The organism is Aquirufa aurantiipilula, assembly GCF_019923745.1.
GTDB lineage: Bacteria > Bacteroidota > Bacteroidia > Cytophagales > Spirosomataceae > Aquirufa > Aquirufa aurantiipilula.
The window spans coordinates 83,711-101,999 of the sequence record NZ_JAANOG010000001.1 but is presented as its reverse complement, the minus strand read 5'-3'; the positions used below and the strand labels follow the sequence as shown (position 1 = coordinate 101,999).

The following is an 18,289-nucleotide window of genomic DNA, read 5'->3' as shown; positions in this document are numbered from 1 at the left end:
AAAAAAATCCGACTATCAGAATATCAAAAACCAGATAAAAGCCAAAGCCGAAGCACTGCTTCGGCTCAACGGTCCAAAGGCTCAACGATCCCAAAGCCGAAGCACTGCTTCGGCTCAACGGTCCAAAGGCTCAACGATACCAAAGCCGAAGCACTGCTTCAGCTCAACAGTCCCAAGGCTCAACGATCCCAAAGCCGAAGCACTGCTTCGGCTCAACGGTCCCAAGGCTCAACAATCCCAAAGCCGAAGCACTGCTTCGGCTCAACAGTCCCAAGGCTCAACGATCCCAAAGCCGAAGCACTGCTTCGGCTCAACTGTCCCAAGGCTCAACGATCCTCTAGTCGAACAAGAGCCATTTTACCCCATATCCAAAAACACGGGACATGGCTGGATGAAGATAAGCCGTATAATAATTGTTGTTCAAAAGGCCATAATTGGCATGAGACATTTTGAAAAATAATCGAACTCGATTAATACGTAGGGAAACATATGGATCAAGCTGCACAAAAGCAGGGACTTGATAATTATTCTGAAGATGGTATTGCTGAAGTGCTGGTTGATAAGCATCAGCAAAGTAAGCAGATTGATGATGTATATCTATTCCAAATTGAACATACAATAACTTTTTGTACTGTACATCCAAAGCTAAATTAGCATCAATCAATAAGTTAGGCATTCGTATTAGATTAGGACCAGTTTGCGTGTTGGCATACAGCTTCGTAAACCAAGAAAATTTCCTCCATTGTCCACCCAAATCCACAGTAGTTCTAAAAACACCAATATCTGATTTAGTTTGAGTTGGTGTGGCCAATGAATCAAAATAAACCCAATCCGAAATCCGCTGAATTGTTAATCCAGGTTTGAAATAAACATATTTCGACTTCAAGTGCAAAGCACCTGAAATTTCATCCATGGAAATATTGGCAAAATCATTTTTCCATCTATACGAGGTATTATAAACCCAGTTTTGAGCCACACTTGGACTGTAGGAAATTCTTTGTGCAGTTACTTGAAAAAATGGAGATTGAAAACTGGCTTTTATTCGATAATCCGATCCTAATAAATATTCTCCCTCTGCTGTAAAATCAATATTTTGGTTAAAAGATTGATTAATCCACAATCCAACATAATTTTCAAATCTATCTAATTTACTCTCATTCAATGGATTATAAACGGACCAAAAGCGTTGCTTTAAATAGGTACGGTATACAAATTGTTTGTAAATACCCTTTAAGCCCGTTTGATGACTGTAAGAAGACCATTGATTTTCATTGTATAAGGAATCCTCTGCTGGTGCTTGAATGTATTGAATGTAGGTTCTTGGGTAAAAACCATCGACCAAAGACTGTTGAAATGCTTTGTCTCTGAACTTTACTGTACGATTTTCCACATCCACTGCCTGGAATAATTGTAAACCTTTCCAACCTACATATTCATGGTAAACATGAAATTTGATGAATTTATCATTGGATTGAGAAAGAGAATTGGACAAAATAGCTGTATTATCTATGTATTTCAAAGCTTCATCAGCTGTCAACACTTTGGATAATTTTACCCCACCTTGATCATTCGTTCCTTGATCAAAATAGTTTATATGCCCCAATAAGCGATATTTCTTGTTTTTTGATTGGTAATTCGTGTGTAATAATAAACCCCATTGACCCAACAAACTTTGCTCTCCTGATTTAAATGCAGCATCCGTTAAAACTTTATCTGCCACCATCCTTTGAAGTGCAATCCCAATATTCCAAAGAGAATCTACATTTCTAGCAAAATTAAAATTCAAACGAGTCTGACCTCCTCCACCTAGGTTATATTCCACTTCAGAATAAGGCGATTTGGAATTAAAATACCGCACTTGTTCTGATTGAAAAGCATAAGGGGAATAAACCGAATATCCCAATTGAGTACCTAAAGTACCTGGCGATTGAAAAAACACCTGTCTGGCTGCAGTTCCATCATTTCCTAAATTAGCTGTTAAAAAACCGCTTTTCTCTTGAAATAAATAGCGTTGAAACAAAGTGAGTGTGGTATCTATTCTCCGCTTAATTTCTCGCGAATTCACCACATCCGATTCGTGTACAAAATACATGGTATTAGGGCCATATACTTGTTTAGTTGAATCATCTAAAGCTGCACGACCGCTTTTTTGAGGCCCTTTACTTTTACCTTGATTAGTTTGAGTAGCGGGATTTGGGAAACCATTTCGATCATTGGGATTTTGCGTTCCGGGAAAAGTAGAATTCGTTCCAGGCGTCAAAACTTGTGCCCAAATCGAAAATGGAAGCAAAAAAGAAATAACAAAAAGTAAGTTTAACCGATGTTTCATCGCCGCAAAGGTAGCTTAAAATAAGGAATTTATTTTGTTAAGCTTTGATTCATCAAGCTCCAAAACTCTACCTCTCCCTTCAAAAAATACATCTCCATAGGTAAATAGGTCAGTTTTTTAGCTAGTACAGGGAAGTCCTGAAAAACAGCTTGAAAGCGAACATAATCCTTGTGTGTGGTAATAAATGCCTCATTCTCTGCCATTTTAGTAGCCTTAGTATTCAATTCCTGCAGTTCAGCTTGAGTAAAACGATAATGGTCTGGATATGATTGTGTGCTTTTCAAGACGCCTAATTTATCTACTTGTTCAAAAAACAAGATCGGATTTGCAATACCTGCAAAGGCATGCCATGAAATTTGGTTGAATTCTTGAATACCTTTGGGATTACCATATCGAATCGAAGCAAAGAATACAGGTTTGGGAATTTCTGATTTTACATATTCCATTTGTTGCTGGCTCAAATGGCTTGGACAACGAGTTACAAGCACCACATCAGCTCTTTCTATCCCTTCTCTCCATTCTCTTAATCGACCCATCGGCATCAAATGGTCTTTAAAATATGGTTGATCAAAAGTGGTACAAATGATATTGAAATCCGCTTTCAAAGCACGGTGCTGAAATGCATCATCTAAAATAACCGTCTCGATCTCAGGAATTTGATTGACCATTTGTTCAATCCCTGCCACCCTACTTTCGCAGACAGCAATATGAATATCAGGAAAAGTTGTTTTATAGGTTAATGGCTCATCTCCCACCTCAGCTGCTGTGGAATCACGCTCAACCCATCGAAAACCCTTGCTTACACGTCCATAACCCCTACTTAATATACCCAATGATTTTTTCCAACTTTTATGCTGAATCAAGTAAGATACCAATGGACTTTTACCAGTACCTCCCACAGCCAAGTTACCCACCACTATTGTTTTGGGTTGATCAAAATGATGCGATTTAAACCATCCCCAATCATAAAATGCATTACGAATAGAAATGATGATTCCATAAAGCAATGCAGGAAACCAGGTGATTACATTTTTCATATCAAGTTTAAAGCTAAAAAGAATCGTCGAGGCGGCAAAACAGCCAAGAAAATAATAACTTGCAGCTATGTTTGATATATCCGTTTCTTACCAAAAACATTCCTTACAATTTCACTTTGAAGCCGGTACTTCTAGAGGCGTATTGACTGAAAAAAATTCGTATTTCATTCAAATTAAGAATAAGAAAAACCCCACTCAAATAGGAATAGGAGAAGCAGGTCCTTTGCGAGGACTTAGTCCAGAATTTGAAGAAGAAGGATTGGCGGGATTCGAAAAATACATTAAGAGCGCTAAATGGGAGTATTTTCCTGAAACTCTTGAAGAGTTACCATTATTTATTTCCCATCTTCCATTAGGCTACCCCTCCTATAAATTTGCCATAGAAATGGCAGTTGTTGATTACATACAAGCTAAAAATGGAATCTTTTTTAAGAATGAATTTAGCCTAGGAAAAATGGCGATTCCCATCAATGGCTTGATTTGGATGGGAAAACCTGATTTCATGGAAGATCAAATCGAAGAGAAAATAGCCCAAGGGTATACCTGCCTAAAATTAAAAATTGGAGCAATTGATTTTGACCAAGAATTAGCCATTTTGAAAAATTTGAGAAGTCAATTTCCCAAAGAAAAACTACTTATTCGAGTAGATGCGAATGGGGCTTTTAGTCCCAAGGAAGCTGCCTACAAATTAGAGCAATTAGCCAAATTGGATATTCATAGTATTGAACAACCGATACGTGCTTGTCTTTGGAATGCAATGGCAGATTTATGCCAAGAAAACATTTTACCCATCGCTTTGGATGAGGAATTGATTGGTTTGGAAAGTGAAGATCAACAAAATCAATTATTAGATAAAATACCCGCACAATACATCATTATTAAGCCCAGCCTTGTTGGTGGATTTTCAGCTAGCCATGATTGGATTCAAGCTGCAGAAAAACGTCAAATGGGCTGGTGGATTACTTCTGCCTTGGAATCTAACATTGGATTACAAGCTATTGCCCAATTTACCGCAGAATATTCACCTCAAATTCCTCAGGGACTAGGAACAGGATCTCTGTATACCAATAATTTTGCTTCAGGCTTGTTGATTCAAAGAGGAAAATTACATTTCAACCCAAATTTTCTCCGTGTCAATCCATTTCATGAAAATCATGTTTAGGAAATACATTTTAAGGCCTATCTTTACAAAAAAATAGAAAATACTTCATGAATACGATTGACGCGGCAATGATTGCCATCTTAGAAAAACGCTTAGAACTCTCTAAATTGAACTATTCAGACGAAAGTTATGATGACGTAGAAGAAATCCTACACGATTTAGAAGATGATTTTAATGAAAAATACGGAGATCAATTGGAAGAAATTCTTGAGAAAGTTCATATCAAGCATTGCCCTGAATCTGACGTTCTTTTGCCTACAGCCTATTTAGCCAAAAAATTTGTAGAAACGGAAGACGGTGAAATTGAAATTGGAAAGAAAGAAGGCGTGGAAGTAGAATGGATTGAAAATCCTGCCGTAGGTGCCAGATTAGTATTATTACCTTCACCAACACGTATTTTATTAATGACACCTAAAGGTATTAGCGTAGTTTGGGAAAAAGAAAGCTAGAAATTTAGCCCATTAAAATCATAAAAATAAATGCAAAAAGCCGCTAGAATATAATTCTAACGGCTTTTTCTATGAAGAGTAGTTAAAGGATTTTATACCCAATCCACTCCTTTTACTAACAATTTCTGTGTTTCTAGTCCCAAGGGATAATCCGAATAATCATGCATATAATCCCAACTAGCTAATGGAGGCAAACTCATCAAAATTGATTCTGTCCTTCCATTGGTTTCTAAACCAAATTTTGTACCTCGATCATGAACTAAGTTAAATTCCACATACCTTCCTCGACGAAGTAATTGGAATGCCTTTTCGGCTTCTCCAAAAGGACGAATCGCATTTTCTTCCATCAAATGACTGTAGATAGGAACAAATGCTTCCCCGACAGCTTTTACAAACTCAAAATTGGCTAATTTCTCTTCCAATGTTTTAGCCTTGATATAATCAAAAAATATCCCACCAATTCCACGTGTTTCTTCACGATGAGTATTAAAGAAATAATCATCAGCCCAGGTTTTATATTTCGGGTAATACGTTTTATCAAATCGATCACAAACAGCCTTAATTTGCTCATGAAACCATTTTGCCTGCTCTGGAATAATGATATGGGGTGTTAAATCAATTCCTCCCCCAAACCAATGTTCTCCATTACTTAATTCAAAATACCGAACATTCATATGAATGATTGGCACCCAAGGATTGATTGGGTGCATTACAATCGACACCCCAGTGGCAAAAAAATCGACCTCTTCCTTAATATCTAGACTCTTAACCATTTTGGGATGCAATGGACCAAATACCGCAGAAAAATTAACTCCCGCTTTTTCCAGGATATTCCCATTCACAATGACACGAGAACGGCCACCACCACCTTCTTTGCGTTTCCAGTTATCTTCTTTGAATCTACTTCCACCATCGACAGCTTCGATTCCTCTGCAGATAGAATCTTGCAAACCTTTGAAATAATCGGCTATGACTTCCTTTCGCATACTTATTGTGGAGAATGTTGATTGGTATCAGGTGATTCAGTTGGACTGCCTAATAAAGAATTAAGTGAATCTAATTCTGAATCACTGACTTGTAGTGAATCAGGCAATGTACTGTACGAACTTTGACAATTAAAATCTTTTTTGACTACGCGTTTATCTAACTTATCAAAAGGCACAGGTTTATAATTAGCCAATAATGGGTCATTTACCACCTTGATCATAAAACGCTTATAAATAGGTAAAGCCGTTTTTGAACCTTCCCCAAGTGCTCCTGTTCGAAAGTGAATCGAACGGTCATCTCCACCTACCCAGACCCCAGATATCAAATTGTGTGTCATTCCTATAAACCAACCATCTGAATGATTCGAAGTGGTACCCGTTTTTGCAGCAAATGCTGGTGCATATCGATTATTCGTAGGCAATAAGACTTCTCCTTCATTCCAAAGTAGTGAACTTCCCGTTCCTCCTTCATATACAACCCCCTCCAACATGGAACGAACCAACTGAGCTGATTCCTTTTTAATAACACGATATGAAACAGGATCAAATCGCTGTAAGACTTTACCATTTTGATCTTTAATCTCTTGGACAATCATCGGTTCCACATGTATACCTTCATTGACAAAAGCAGAATAAGCACCAATCATTTCGTATAAAGAAACATCAAAAGATCCTAAACCAATGGAAGGAACAGCTTTCAAGGGGCTCTTAATTCCCATTTTCTGGGCATAATACATGACCGTATCTGCTCCCACTTCATTGGTTAATCGAGCCGTAATGGAGTTGATGGATTTAGCTAATGCCCGTCGAATCGGCATGGCTGCATACGAAAATGTGCCATCCGCATTGGAAGGACGCCAAATTTTCTTCTCACCTTTCTCCTCAACTTCTAATTCAAAAGGTTCATCCGTCATCATGTAGCATGGCGACAAATCCTTAGGTCCATCAATAGCGGCAGTATAAACAAATGGCTTAAAAGTAGAACCAGGTTGACGCTTGGATTGCTTCACATGATCGTATTTGAAATACTTAAAGTCTAAACCTCCCACCCAAGCTTTGATATGTCCGGTATAGGGATCTAGAGTCATCATACCCGATTGTAAGAATTTCTTGTAGTATTGAATGGAATCATAAGCACTCATGGTCATTTGTTCTTCTCCCAAAGTAGACCTAGAATAAACCCACATTTTCCGCTTTACATTTTTCATGTAATGCATGACAGAATCAGGATTAGCAGGATATTTATGTACCAAAGCTTTATAATATTCCGTACGTTTAGCCACAGTATCAATGAACCCAGGAATTTCCTTTCCATGTTCATCTACCCATGGGTTTTGGCCTGTCCAATGATTGTCAAAAGTTTTTTGAATGGAACGCATGCCTGATTCCACCGCTTGTTCGGCATGAATTTGCATCCTTGAATCGATTGTGGTATAAATTTTTAAACCATCACGATACAAGTCAATCTCCATGTCATTGGCCTTGGCCCACTCATTCAAATATTTGGCAATGGCTACTTTAAAATAATTACCTGTTCCATCATAAGGAGATTCCTCATTGGTATGTAATTCAATCGGCATTTTTGCCAAAGAATCATAGGAATTTTTCTTTAAATAACCCGCTTTAACCATTTGAGCTAAAACTACATTACGACGCTTCCAAGCTTTATTTTGCTCTAAAGGTTTACCTTCATAACGCTTTGGATTATAGGTGGTTGTCGCCTTCTGAAGTCCAACCAAAATAGCTGCTTCTTGAATATTTAATGAGTCAGGAGAAGTGTTAAAATAGGTTTTCGATGCTACTTTAATACCATAGGCATTATTGCCATAATCTACCGTATTTAAATACCAAAGGATAATTTCATCTTTGGTATAAAAGCGTTCCAATTTAATGGCAGTAACCCATTCTTTGGATTTATAGATCAATTTACTGAGCCCCGGTATATAACCAAATAAACCCGTTTTAGTAAAACTTTTCTTGGTACGTGTTTTGAATAAGTTCTTAGCTAATTGTTGGGAAATGGTACTTCCTCCCCCACGATCACCTCCTTTAACTAATCCAACAGCCACACCAGCCCAAGCTTGAAAGTCAATACCAGTATGCTCATAAAAACGAGCATCTTCAGTCGCTACAAGTGCCTGAACCAAATAAGGAGAAAGCAATTTATAATCACGTATAGGCGTTCTGTTTTCGGCAAAATATTTACCTAGTAAAACTCCGTCAGCAGAATAAATTTCGGAAGCTTGGGATAATTTGGGATTTTGTAATTCATCTACCCCCGGCATTTCACCTGTCAACCAAAAAATATTCGTTTCAATGACAAAAAGATATATCAAAACGTACATGACCGCTTTACCAGCTACCTTCCACATGGTCACAATAGGACGATAATACGGGGAACTGCGATCTACATGGGCTTCGTAATAGGCTTCAATTAAACGCCATTTAGTCAGTAGAAAAAAATGGGTCATGGCCACTTGGCCTACTAACCAAGAATACTTTTTTTCACCTAAAATACGGGCTAATAAGGGCAATAAAAAAGCAGTTAAACGCTCCAATCCTATCCAGAAAAGGCTTTTAAGCTGTTGAACGATTGCGCGAATTCGTTGTAGCATAAATGGATTGAATTATTCCGTTTCTAATTTTTCTAAGATACTCATTAAATCCGTAAAATCCCTAAAACCAGGTCTATCCTCTTGGCCTGCTGTCAAACCAATACCTTGAATCGAGCTTTGTTCTACCCATTCCTCCAAATCTTCCTCAGGCAACTCCAATCCCAATATAACAGGATATTGTGCCGCCCAAGTTTCTATTTGAGCTTCCATTCCCTGCAAGGAATCTGGAGAATCGGCTACCAATAAAAAGTAGTTTATATAAGGTGCAGCAGTAGCAAATAAAGCGGGTAAATTATCGGTATCTATATTAACACGCATCATTTTGGGAATGTCTAATTCCAATAAACGAGGCAACTGGGCCCTGGAATCAACTTCAATCCAATCTGGAGCATAATTTTGAACAATTTCTTTCATTTGGTCAGCTGAAAGCCCAGCAAGTTCTGCCACTATTTCTACTCCACTCAACCAATTTCTTATTTCTTTGTATTTATCTAGTGGCATGTCATGTAAGGCAAATCCTAACCAATCTACCCCCATACCAGCACAATAGCGAGCGTCTGAAAGGTTATCAATCGAGGAAACCTTAACGCGTGTTTTTAACATCATATTCTCTTCTAAAACAATTGGCAAAACTACGCTTTAGGACGTGAATTACAAATAAAAATGACTTATTGGAGAAATAAATCACTAAATTGCGAAAAATTTCTGCAGGCTTTGAACCTGAATTGAATATGGAAACAAAAGGACGCGTTCTCGTCGCTATGAGCGGCGGCATTGACAGCTCAGTCGCAGCTGTTTTACTACACGAACAAGGATATGAGGTAATTGGCATGACCATGAAAACATGGGACTATGCTAGCTCAGGTGGAACCAAAAAAGAAACAGGTTGCTGTTCATTGGATTCCATCAACGATGCCAGACACATCGCTGTCTCCTTGGGATTCCCTCACTACATATTGGACATTCGAGAAGAATTTGGGGATTCCGTGATTGATTATTTTACCAATGAATATGTGGAAGGGCGTACTCCTAACCCATGTGTCATGTGCAATACTCACATCAAATGGGATGCACTTTTGCGTAGAGCTGACCAACTAGGCTGTGATTTCATTGCCACTGGACACTATGCCCAAATACGTCAAGAAAACGGTAGATATGTTATTTCCAAAGGAGTGGATGCCCTAAAAGATCAAAGTTATGTGCTTTGGGGAGTATCACAAGAAAGCCTTGCTAGAACCATTTTACCATTGGGTCATTTAACCAAGCAAAGAATCCGTGAGATGGCTTCAGAACGTGGATTTGTGGATTTAGTTAATAAGTCGGAAAGCTACGAGATCTGCTTTGTACCTGATAATGACTATCGAGGATTTCTAAAAAGACGTTTATCAGAATTAGAAGATGCAGTACAAGGTGGGAACTTTGTAGATCAAGCCGGGAAAATCATAGGTAAACATGAAGGCTATCCCTTTTATACCATTGGTCAGCGTAAAGGATTAGGTAAGGCTTTTGGATTTCCAGCTTTTGTCACGGAAATACGAAAAGAAACGAATGAAGTGGTGATTGGAAAATTGGAGGATTTGAATCGCACCGGTATGTATCTTGGTCAATTAAACTTGCAAAAATATGCGGAAATACCCATTGGGGGATTGGAAACAATAACTAAGGTTCGTTACAAGGATCCTGGAACTGAGGCCAAAATTGAGCAATTTCAAGGTAAAATTAAGGTAGAATTCCACGATGAAGTATCTGGTATTGCTCCCGGACAAGCTGCCGTTTTCTATGAGGGTGACGATGTCGTTGGTGGAGGTTGGATTTTAAAATCGTTCCAAAAAGGTAGTGTATTTGAAAACGTTCAATCTTTTGAGGTATGAAAAAAATAAGCATATCAGGATTTTTGATTCTTCTTGGTTTACAAATCAGTTTAGCTCAAACTAGCAAAACCTATCCAAAAGCTGATATCAGTTTTTTGGTGATGGGGGATTTCGGTCGACAAGGTGAATACCATCAAAAAGAGGTTGCCAAACAAATGGCGATAACGGGAACTGAGGCTGACATAGATTTCATCATCACTACTGGAGATAATATTTATCCTAAAGGTGTGGCAAGTACCTTAGATCCTGCTTGGAAAAGTAGTTTTGAAGATATTTATGTGGGACATAGTCTGCATGTAAATTGGTATCCGGTTTTAGGCAACCACGATTACGCTGGTAATCCACAGGCAGAAATTGACTATTCTCAAATCAGTAGAAGATGGAATATGCCAGCTCGCTACTATTCCAAAACATACAAATTATCAGATGGTAGTCAATTATTGATCGCTTTTTTAGATACTTCACCTTTTGAATTGGGCTATTATCAAGATGAAGATGAACCATTCAGAACCAATGTAGCTTCACAAGATACAATTGCTCAGAAAAAGTGGTTTACTGATCTAATGACTAATTCTAAAGCCCAATGGAAAATAGCCGTGGGTCATCATCCATTAGTAACTTCTGGCCCTCGGATGGACAGAAAAAACCATGTAGCCAACTCATGGCAATCTTTATTGGAAAAAGTTGGAGTGGACTTTTATTTGGCCGGACATGAACATCATTTGGAATACAATCAACTTAGCCCTCAGTTGAATCATATTATTTCTGGAGCAGGAAGTAAAATAACAAATTTGAAAGCGACAGATAAAGCCAAATTCGCCAAATCAACGAATGGATTTGCGGCATTTTTCATACAAGCGAAAGTATTGGAATTTCAATTTATTGACGATAAAGGAAATACGATATTCAGTCAGCAAATCAAAAAATAGGAATGCCAAGCATTTAATTTTTTTAGAAAAATTGACATTTGTTAATATGAAAAAATTTTAAATATTTAGTCACAATAATTTAATTAAAGCTACAAGGTTCGTATATTACCATAGTGAGAGGTTTGGCACCTTTCTTATTCCTTTATCATTTAATGTGTTTTACTATTGAAATTTATACCTAAACTAAGCTTTAAAGAAGATCTCAAAATGGAAGGTTTTGAGAGCATCGATTTGCAAGAATTTTCTAAGCGTGATTGGTCTAATTTAGAACCAAATACTCCATTTGCTCCTCATCGACTTGAATTTTTCATTTTATTGATCATTACCAAAGGCTCTGTTCGCCATAAAGTGGATTTAAAAGAATTCTTGGTACAGGAAAACGAATGTTTGATTATATCTCCCAATCAAATTCATGCCTTAAATACTGAATCAGACTACCACGGACATTTCTTTCTTTTTACCAAGGAATATCTATTGAACTATTTTACCCCTAATACCTATTTCCACATTTCTCAATTATTCAATTACCATCTATTTAATCCTGTATATCAATTAGATGAATGCATGATGGACTATGCCAAAAGGGTAGCAACAGAGTATGTCTACAGCCCTTATGTGCTTAAAAACCAAATAATCTCTTCCTTATTTTCGATTATTCTCTACAAATTAAACAATAGAAACTTACTCATTCAGTCACATCAAAACTCCAAACAAGGGTTTGATTTGTTTGAAAAGTTCAAAAATATGATTGAGGATGATTACCCACACAGTAGGAATGTGAATGATTATGCCGACAAAATGAATATTTCCTACAAACACCTCAATGAGATTTCCAAGCGATTTACCAACAGGACTGCTAAGGAGTTTTTGGATGATTATATCATCCTAGAAATTAAACGAAAATTAAGCTCTACAAGCCTTTCTGTTAAGGAAATATGCTTTACTACCGGCTTTGATGAGCCAACCAATTTCATTAAATATTTCAAAAAAGCTACTGGAATTACCCCCTTAGAATTTAGATCAATTAATAAATAAGGTATCATATTTACCATCAACTGTCATAAATTAACCTTTGGGTAATAGTTATTTTTGTTGAATTTTGTCATGTAATAAATAGAACAAAATTCTTTTATTATGATTTTGGTCAAGACTTAATTAAACATAACAATATTTAATTCCGCCTTTTAAATTACCAAATCCTGTGTTCATATAATAAGGTGTAGACATTCATTTGTTTACACCTTTCTTTTTTTAGACAATTCACTTATTTACCTTCCTCCAGCATTTCCTTAGGTACTTTTCTATTTCTCTCCATTTGAATGATTTCAACATCAAATATGCGGGAGCCGTCTATTTTCAATTGTATAGCTGTCTGTATGGGATGAAAACCATGTTGCCCTGCTGCTCCTGGATTAATAAAAAGCATGTTATTCCTTTTGATATCACGCTTAACTTGTAAAATATGAGAATGCCCACAAACAAATATTTGAGGAATTCCTTTCGAGAATGCCTCATAAGCATCCGGCTTATAGGAAGATGGTGCACCGGCTATATGAGTCATCGCAATATTAACCTCTTCACAACGAAAACGTATGATCTTCGGATACATGTTACGAATGGTTCGATCATCTATATTACCATACACCCCAGCGATTGGTTTTTTATAAGCGATTAATTCATCGGCTAACTGAACTGAGCCCCAATCTCCTGCATGCCAAATCTGATCACAGGCTTGTAAATGAGGTTCTAATCTGGGATCCAAATAAGAATGAGTATCAGAAATAATCAAAATTTTCTTCACCCTACTCTGCTCTTTTATTTTTCACTGAAATCAATAATTTGTCCGCAATCAAGCTATTGGCAAGCCATGCTTTTTTCTCACCCTGCAATGCTGTCATCAATTCCTTAGATACCTTGGCATCTGAACCCACCCAGCTAGGTGAACCAGCATCTTTATAAGCTGAATACCAAAATGATGCCACGCGGTGGGCAGAAACTAACATACGGTCCTGTACCTTTTCACCTAAACGATTCCCATAGGCTTGTATAAATTCTTTGGTATAATAATTCAAAGTTCTACCATTTCTTACCACTTGCATGTGTTTCTTTTCAAGCCCTACTGCGGCAGTCACTTCCTTTTCTACTTGAAACATTTCAGGTAACATGGCATGTGATTCCAATAAAATCTCAAAAATAAAGTCCTGTGGCTTGGCTATATAAACCAATGGTTTTGATTGAAATTTAGCCAATTGATATTGCGGCAATTGCTCTTCTGGAACTAAACTTTCCCATAAAGCATGTAAGCCTTTTTGTCCTGTTAATTGTCCATCATGATTTTTAGTGGTGTGTAAGGGTACATGGGCATCAGCTACATAATGACCCAAATCAGCTGCATAAAATAAAACGGAATCTTTCATTTCTTTTTTAAAGGCATTGACCAATCGCCCATAAACTCGAACTACTTCCCAAGGAACTAAACCTTCTTTACGAAGTGAATCTATGCCATACTTGGCTACAGCTGCTGAAAATTCATGAGGAATATCTGTTCTATAATTCGGGCCAAAAATGGCAGCATCCATATCCAAATAATGCTTTACATCTTCGGTTTTATCCTCATTTCTACGAACATCTGGGCGGATAGACTGATTAACTAAATACTCTTGATTAGCAAAAAAATAGGCTCCTAGTGGTTCAGGTAACGAGTAAATAGATATTTGCTGTAAAGTTTTATGAGCCAAAAATCCCCAAGAGGAAATTAACAAAGTAAATAGTATTAGGAGTAAAAATAAACGCTTAGGATTTTTCATCTTGTATTTGTTGAATGAATGATTTTGGGGATTTCCCATACTGTTTTTTAAAGGCACGCGTAAAATAAGCAGGGTCATTAAATCCCACTTGGTAAGCTACTTCAGAGATATTAAACTCGGAATTTTCTAACAATAATTTGGCTTGTTGTAGTCTGATAGATCGTATAAACTCATTGCCTGCTAATGAAGTTAAGTTTTTCAATTTTCGGTATAACTGCATTTTACTCATATCCAATCCCTTTTCTAAATCATCCACATCAAACTCTGCCTCGGAAAGATGATCTATAACCAATTGAGTTGCTTTTTGTAAGAAAGGATCTTCATAGGCAGGTAATTTACCTTCTGTTAAACCTTGTTGAATCATCTGCTTTTGCCAATTTTTTCGCATTCTTTCCTTGGTCTCCAGCAATTTATTCACTCGAATCTCTAAAATATCTGCATTGAACGGCTTAGAAACAAAATCATCCGCTCCAGCTTGCATACCTTCAATCTGGCTTTCATGCGAGCTTTTAGAAGTTAAAATCAATAATGGAATGTGATTCGTTTTTGGATTTTGTCGCAAAGCTCTACACAAATTCACTCCACTCATTCCAGGCATCATCCAGTCGGTAATGAGCACATCAGGAATGAACTTTAATGCCATTTCAAGGGCTTCTTCTCCTCGTTCTGCTTGAATGATTTGGAAACGATTTTTGAAAATATCAGAGATAAACAAACGCATTTCAGCGTGATCGTCTACCACCATCAGAATTTGCTTTTCTTGTTCTATTTCCAACTCATCAGCCTTCTTTAAACCGACATTTTGCTCAATGCTTGGGAAAATTCCGTATGTATGTATCCAAGAAGGGTCAAAATCATTTTTAGTAACAGGAAAATCAATGCAGAAATCACTTCCTTTCCCTAATTCACTCGTCACTTGAATATTCCCCTTATGTAATTCCATCAACTCCTTGCATAAGGAAAGTCCCACTCCTGTTCCCACTCGTCCTATGGAATCTGGAACTTGGTAAAAACGATCAAAGATGTGAGGTAAATGTGTGGAATCTATTCCTTTACCCGTATCCATCACATGGATTTTTACCACCTGCACTTCTTCTGAGTCCGCTTTAAACTGTTTTATTAAATCCATCTTGATGGCTATAGTACCATCTTCTGGAGTATGTTTAAATGCGTTGGAAAGCAAATTACTGATACATTTTTCGATGATATCAGAATCATAATAGACGAACAAAGATTCTACTGGAGCAGTCCATTTTAACTTAATCTGTTTTTGTATAGCATAGGTCTCAAATCCTTGTAAAATTCCATTTACCTGTAAAATCAAATCATGCTGGGCTATAACAGGTTGCTGTTTTCCTGCCTCAATTTTAGATAAATCCAATAATTGGTTAATCAGATGTAAGAGCTTTTGAGCATTCTGATATATGGCCAATATTCGTGATTTCTGTTCCTTGTTGGCTTGGGTATTATTTAAAAAATATTTCTCTAATGGACTAATAATCAATGTCAAAGGAGTTCTTAGCTCATGCGAAATATTTGTAAAGAAATGAGTCTTGACCTGTTCCAATTCACGAATACGCTCTTTTTCTATTTCCTTCATCCTCAAATCCGTTTTAAATGCCTCGCGGATTCGAACTTCACGCATGAATCCGAAGACCATACCTAGAAATAGTAGTGTATACATTCCATAAGCCCACCAAGTTCGATACCATGGTGGTAAAACAGTAATTTTCAATTCATATGGTTTCTCACCCCAAACGCCATCTGAATTGGTGGCTTTTACTTTAAAGATATAATCACCTGGATTTAAATTGGTGTAAGTCGCTGAGCGCTGTGTCCCAACCTCATTCCATTCTTTATCAAAACCCTCTAAATAATAGGCGTACCGGTTATTTTTGGGTCTTTGATACTCCAGCGCTACAAAATCCAAACTAAATACTGTTTGATCTGGCTGAAGAATCAAATGCTTCGTTTGAAGGATATCCTTTTCTAAAGGTGAATTCTCATCCCCTACTTTAACTGGCTTATTAAATATTTTTAAACCCGTTAAATAGATGGGAGGAATATCCATCTTCATCCTTAAACTATCGGCTTTGATATAATTAAGCCCATTAGCCCCGCCAAAAAACAACCAATCTTTAGAATTTTGTCCATAAGCTTGTGCTAAAAATTCCTTTCCTTGAAGACCATCCAATTCATCAAAATTGACAAACTTAAGGGAAGTAGGATTCATTTTTGAAATTCCACCATTGGTACTTATCCAAAGATTTCCTTGACGATCTTCCATCATACTTCTCAAAGTATTGGAAGCTAATCCATCTGCAACTGTAAAATTTCTAAATCCTTTTCCTGGTCCTAAAAACAAATGCAATCCGCCACCATTGGTCAAAACCCAAATCCGCTTATTACGATCTTGAAATATTTTGGTAATGTTATTGTAACGAATGCCATTGGCAGACCCGTTTTTATCGATATGGGTTAATTCTTTGGTGGCAATATTGTAGATGTAGATACCAAAACCAGTAGTTCCTATCCAAATTTGTTTATTCTCATTGATCAATAAACTGGAAATATTCTTGGTACCAAAATTCTTTATTCCTAATGTGGGATAAGGTATACGGTACTTTTTAGTGGCTATGTCAAATTCAATCACCCCCAATCCTGCTGTACCTAACAATAATTTATCACCCATAAGGTTCATTGCTGTCAAGTTGGCCGCACGATTTCCCAATTGATATGGATAGGCTACTTGTTTTCTTTGTGGAGTTAAATTGATTAATCCATGCCCCCACACACCAATCCAGAGGTTTCCATCTGAACCTGCTTGCAATATATTGACATCAAAATCTGCTACTGGATTTAGTTTATTCACCCCTGCATTATTGACGATATGTTCAATTTTGCCGGTTTTATAATTGAAATACGATAACCCTACATTTAATCCTATCCAAACTCCATTAGGATCAGTTTTACTAGCACTAATGGCGGTAACTTTATTACTCAATAAACCTTGTAAGGTATTGGGTTTATACCTTAAAATAGAAAAACGAGGTTTTTGAAAAAATGCAACGTTCAAACCCGCTTCCCAAGTTCCTACCCAGGTATTTAAATTGGCATCGGTAAATAAACTAGTCACTGAAAACGAACTTATACCTAAATCAGGGTCAGGATTGGAAGAAATCTGATAATAGGAGGAAAAATCCTCCTTTTTCAACACGTAAACACCATTATCTGTCCCTATCCATAAATTTTGATAGGCATCCTTGGTCAGACTGGTAACAATATTTTGTCGACTTAAGGGATTCTGCGCATTATAAAAAACACGTGTAAAGTGCTGGTTTTGAGGATTAAAGCGAAAAAGACCACGCCCCTCGGTACCTACTAATATATCTCCATTGAATGATTCACTGATGACACGTATTCGGTAATCAGGTGTATTCGTATTTTCAGCCAATTTAAATGGCAAATAAGAGCGAGGACCTAAACGAGAAACCAAAAGACCTGTTCTGGTTCCAAACCAAATAGAACCCTTAGAATGCCGATAAATCCGAACGACATCTGCCATCAAGGGATTTTTCACATCAGACTCTTTGGCAATCAATTTATTTTCGCGGGTATCATATATTAAAATACCCAAACCAGTGGCGGATACCATCACCCGATGGTTACCTAAATTTAATATGGATGAAACGGTCATGGATGAAAAATCTTCTCCATTGGGACCTTTACTAAATCGATAAACTTTACCCGTGGCTAAGTCGATTTTATTCAATCCAGCATTCCTGGTCCCAGCCCACATATTTCCTTCATCATCCTCACACATGGTAAAAATATCACTACTGCTGAGTGTGGTTGAATCAGATGGATCACTTCGAAAAACAACGAAATTATTTCCGTCATATCTATTCAGCCCATCGGAAGTCGCGAACCATAGAAATCCTTTTTTATCTTGAATAATTTTAGAGATGGTACTTTGCGACAATCCTGAAGCCGTCGTCAAACGTTCATAGCGTTGACTTCTTTGTGCCATTACGATATGACTACCACATAAAATCAAAGCCAAGAAAAGACGAAGAAATCGTTTCACAGGATAAATTATACAAG

At 37.2% G+C, this 18,289-nt stretch carries 13 protein-coding genes; 5 read left to right on the top strand and 8 right to left on the bottom strand.

Features of this window, described 5'->3' with window-relative positions; translation table 11 throughout:
• Positions 1-337: 337 nt before the first annotated feature.
• Both G9H60_RS00420 and lpxK read right to left on the bottom strand, forming a co-directional pair.
• Positions 338-2,329: a putative porin gene (locus G9H60_RS00420; RefSeq protein WP_223142163.1), complete on the bottom strand. Its 1,992-nt coding sequence runs from the start codon at positions 2,327-2,329 to the stop codon at positions 338-340.
• A gap of 29 nt (positions 2,330-2,358) precedes the next feature.
• The gene (gene lpxK, locus G9H60_RS00415) at positions 2,359-3,366 is read right to left on the bottom strand and encodes a tetraacyldisaccharide 4'-kinase (RefSeq protein WP_223142162.1); all 1,008 of its coding nucleotides are present in this window, start codon (positions 3,364-3,366) and stop codon (positions 2,359-2,361) included.
• Positions 3,367-3,433: 67 nt separating this feature from the next.
• Between lpxK and G9H60_RS00410 the strand changes: the two genes are divergently transcribed.
• A complete protein-coding gene (locus G9H60_RS00410) occupies positions 3,434-4,528 on the top strand; it encodes an o-succinylbenzoate synthase (protein ID WP_223142161.1) in 1,095 nt (364 codons plus the stop codon).
• Between the two features lie 47 nt (positions 4,529-4,575).
• Complete coding sequence (locus tag G9H60_RS00405) at positions 4,576-4,977, top strand: hypothetical protein (RefSeq protein WP_262899901.1); 402 nt, start codon at positions 4,576-4,578, stop codon at positions 4,975-4,977.
• A gap of 92 nt (positions 4,978-5,069) precedes the next feature.
• Here G9H60_RS00405 and hemF read toward each other — a convergent pair whose 3' ends face one another.
• Genes hemF through G9H60_RS00390 form a run of 3 tightly spaced genes read right to left on the bottom strand, consistent with a single transcriptional unit; the run spans position 5,070 to position 9,184 of the window.
• Positions 5,070-5,963, bottom strand: a complete 894-nt coding sequence (gene hemF, locus G9H60_RS00400) for an oxygen-dependent coproporphyrinogen oxidase (RefSeq protein WP_223142160.1) — start codon at positions 5,961-5,963, stop codon at positions 5,070-5,072.
• Between the two features lie 2 nt (positions 5,964-5,965).
• Complete coding sequence (locus tag G9H60_RS00395; protein ID WP_223142159.1) at positions 5,966-8,578, bottom strand: transglycosylase domain-containing protein; 2,613 nt, start codon at positions 8,576-8,578, stop codon at positions 5,966-5,968.
• A gap of 12 nt (positions 8,579-8,590) precedes the next feature.
• Positions 8,591-9,184, bottom strand: a complete 594-nt coding sequence (locus tag G9H60_RS00390; protein WP_223142158.1) for a beta/alpha barrel domain-containing protein — start codon at positions 9,182-9,184, stop codon at positions 8,591-8,593.
• A gap of 125 nt (positions 9,185-9,309) precedes the next feature.
• Here G9H60_RS00390 and mnmA point away from each other — a divergent pair, with 125 nt between their 5' ends.
• The 3 genes from mnmA to G9H60_RS00375 all read left to right on the top strand — a co-directional run bounded on the left by mnmA (position 9,310) and on the right by G9H60_RS00375 (position 12,413).
• A complete protein-coding gene (mnmA, locus tag G9H60_RS00385) occupies positions 9,310-10,449 on the top strand; it encodes a tRNA 2-thiouridine(34) synthase MnmA (RefSeq protein ID WP_223142157.1) in 1,140 nt (379 codons plus the stop codon).
• Positions 10,446-11,378, top strand: a complete 933-nt coding sequence (locus G9H60_RS00380) for a metallophosphoesterase (RefSeq protein ID WP_223142156.1) — start codon at positions 10,446-10,448, stop codon at positions 11,376-11,378. Before mnmA ends, G9H60_RS00380 begins: the two co-directional genes overlap by 4 nt.
• Before the next feature lie 207 nt (positions 11,379-11,585).
• Entirely contained in the window at positions 11,586-12,413 is an 828-nt protein-coding gene (locus tag G9H60_RS00375) for an AraC family transcriptional regulator (protein WP_223142155.1), read from the top strand.
• Positions 12,414-12,642: 229 nt separating this feature from the next.
• On the opposite strand, the gene G9H60_RS00370 is transcribed toward G9H60_RS00375, so the two are convergent.
• The 3 genes from G9H60_RS00370 to G9H60_RS00360 are packed head-to-tail and all read right to left on the bottom strand — an operon-like array spanning position 12,643 to position 18,272.
• Entirely contained in the window at positions 12,643-13,179 is a 537-nt protein-coding gene (locus G9H60_RS00370; protein ID WP_223142154.1) for a metallophosphoesterase family protein, read from the bottom strand.
• A gap of 1 nt (position 13,180) precedes the next feature.
• Positions 13,181-14,185 carry a zinc dependent phospholipase C family protein gene (locus G9H60_RS00365; RefSeq protein WP_223142153.1) on the bottom strand — a complete coding sequence of 335 codons (1,005 nt, stop codon included), beginning with the start codon at positions 14,183-14,185 and terminating at the stop codon, positions 13,181-13,183.
• Positions 14,172-18,272, bottom strand: a complete 4,101-nt coding sequence (locus G9H60_RS00360; RefSeq protein WP_223142152.1) for a hybrid sensor histidine kinase/response regulator transcription factor — start codon at positions 18,270-18,272, stop codon at positions 14,172-14,174. Before G9H60_RS00360 ends, G9H60_RS00365 begins: the two co-directional genes overlap by 14 nt.
• Positions 18,273-18,289 lie beyond the last annotated feature (17 nt).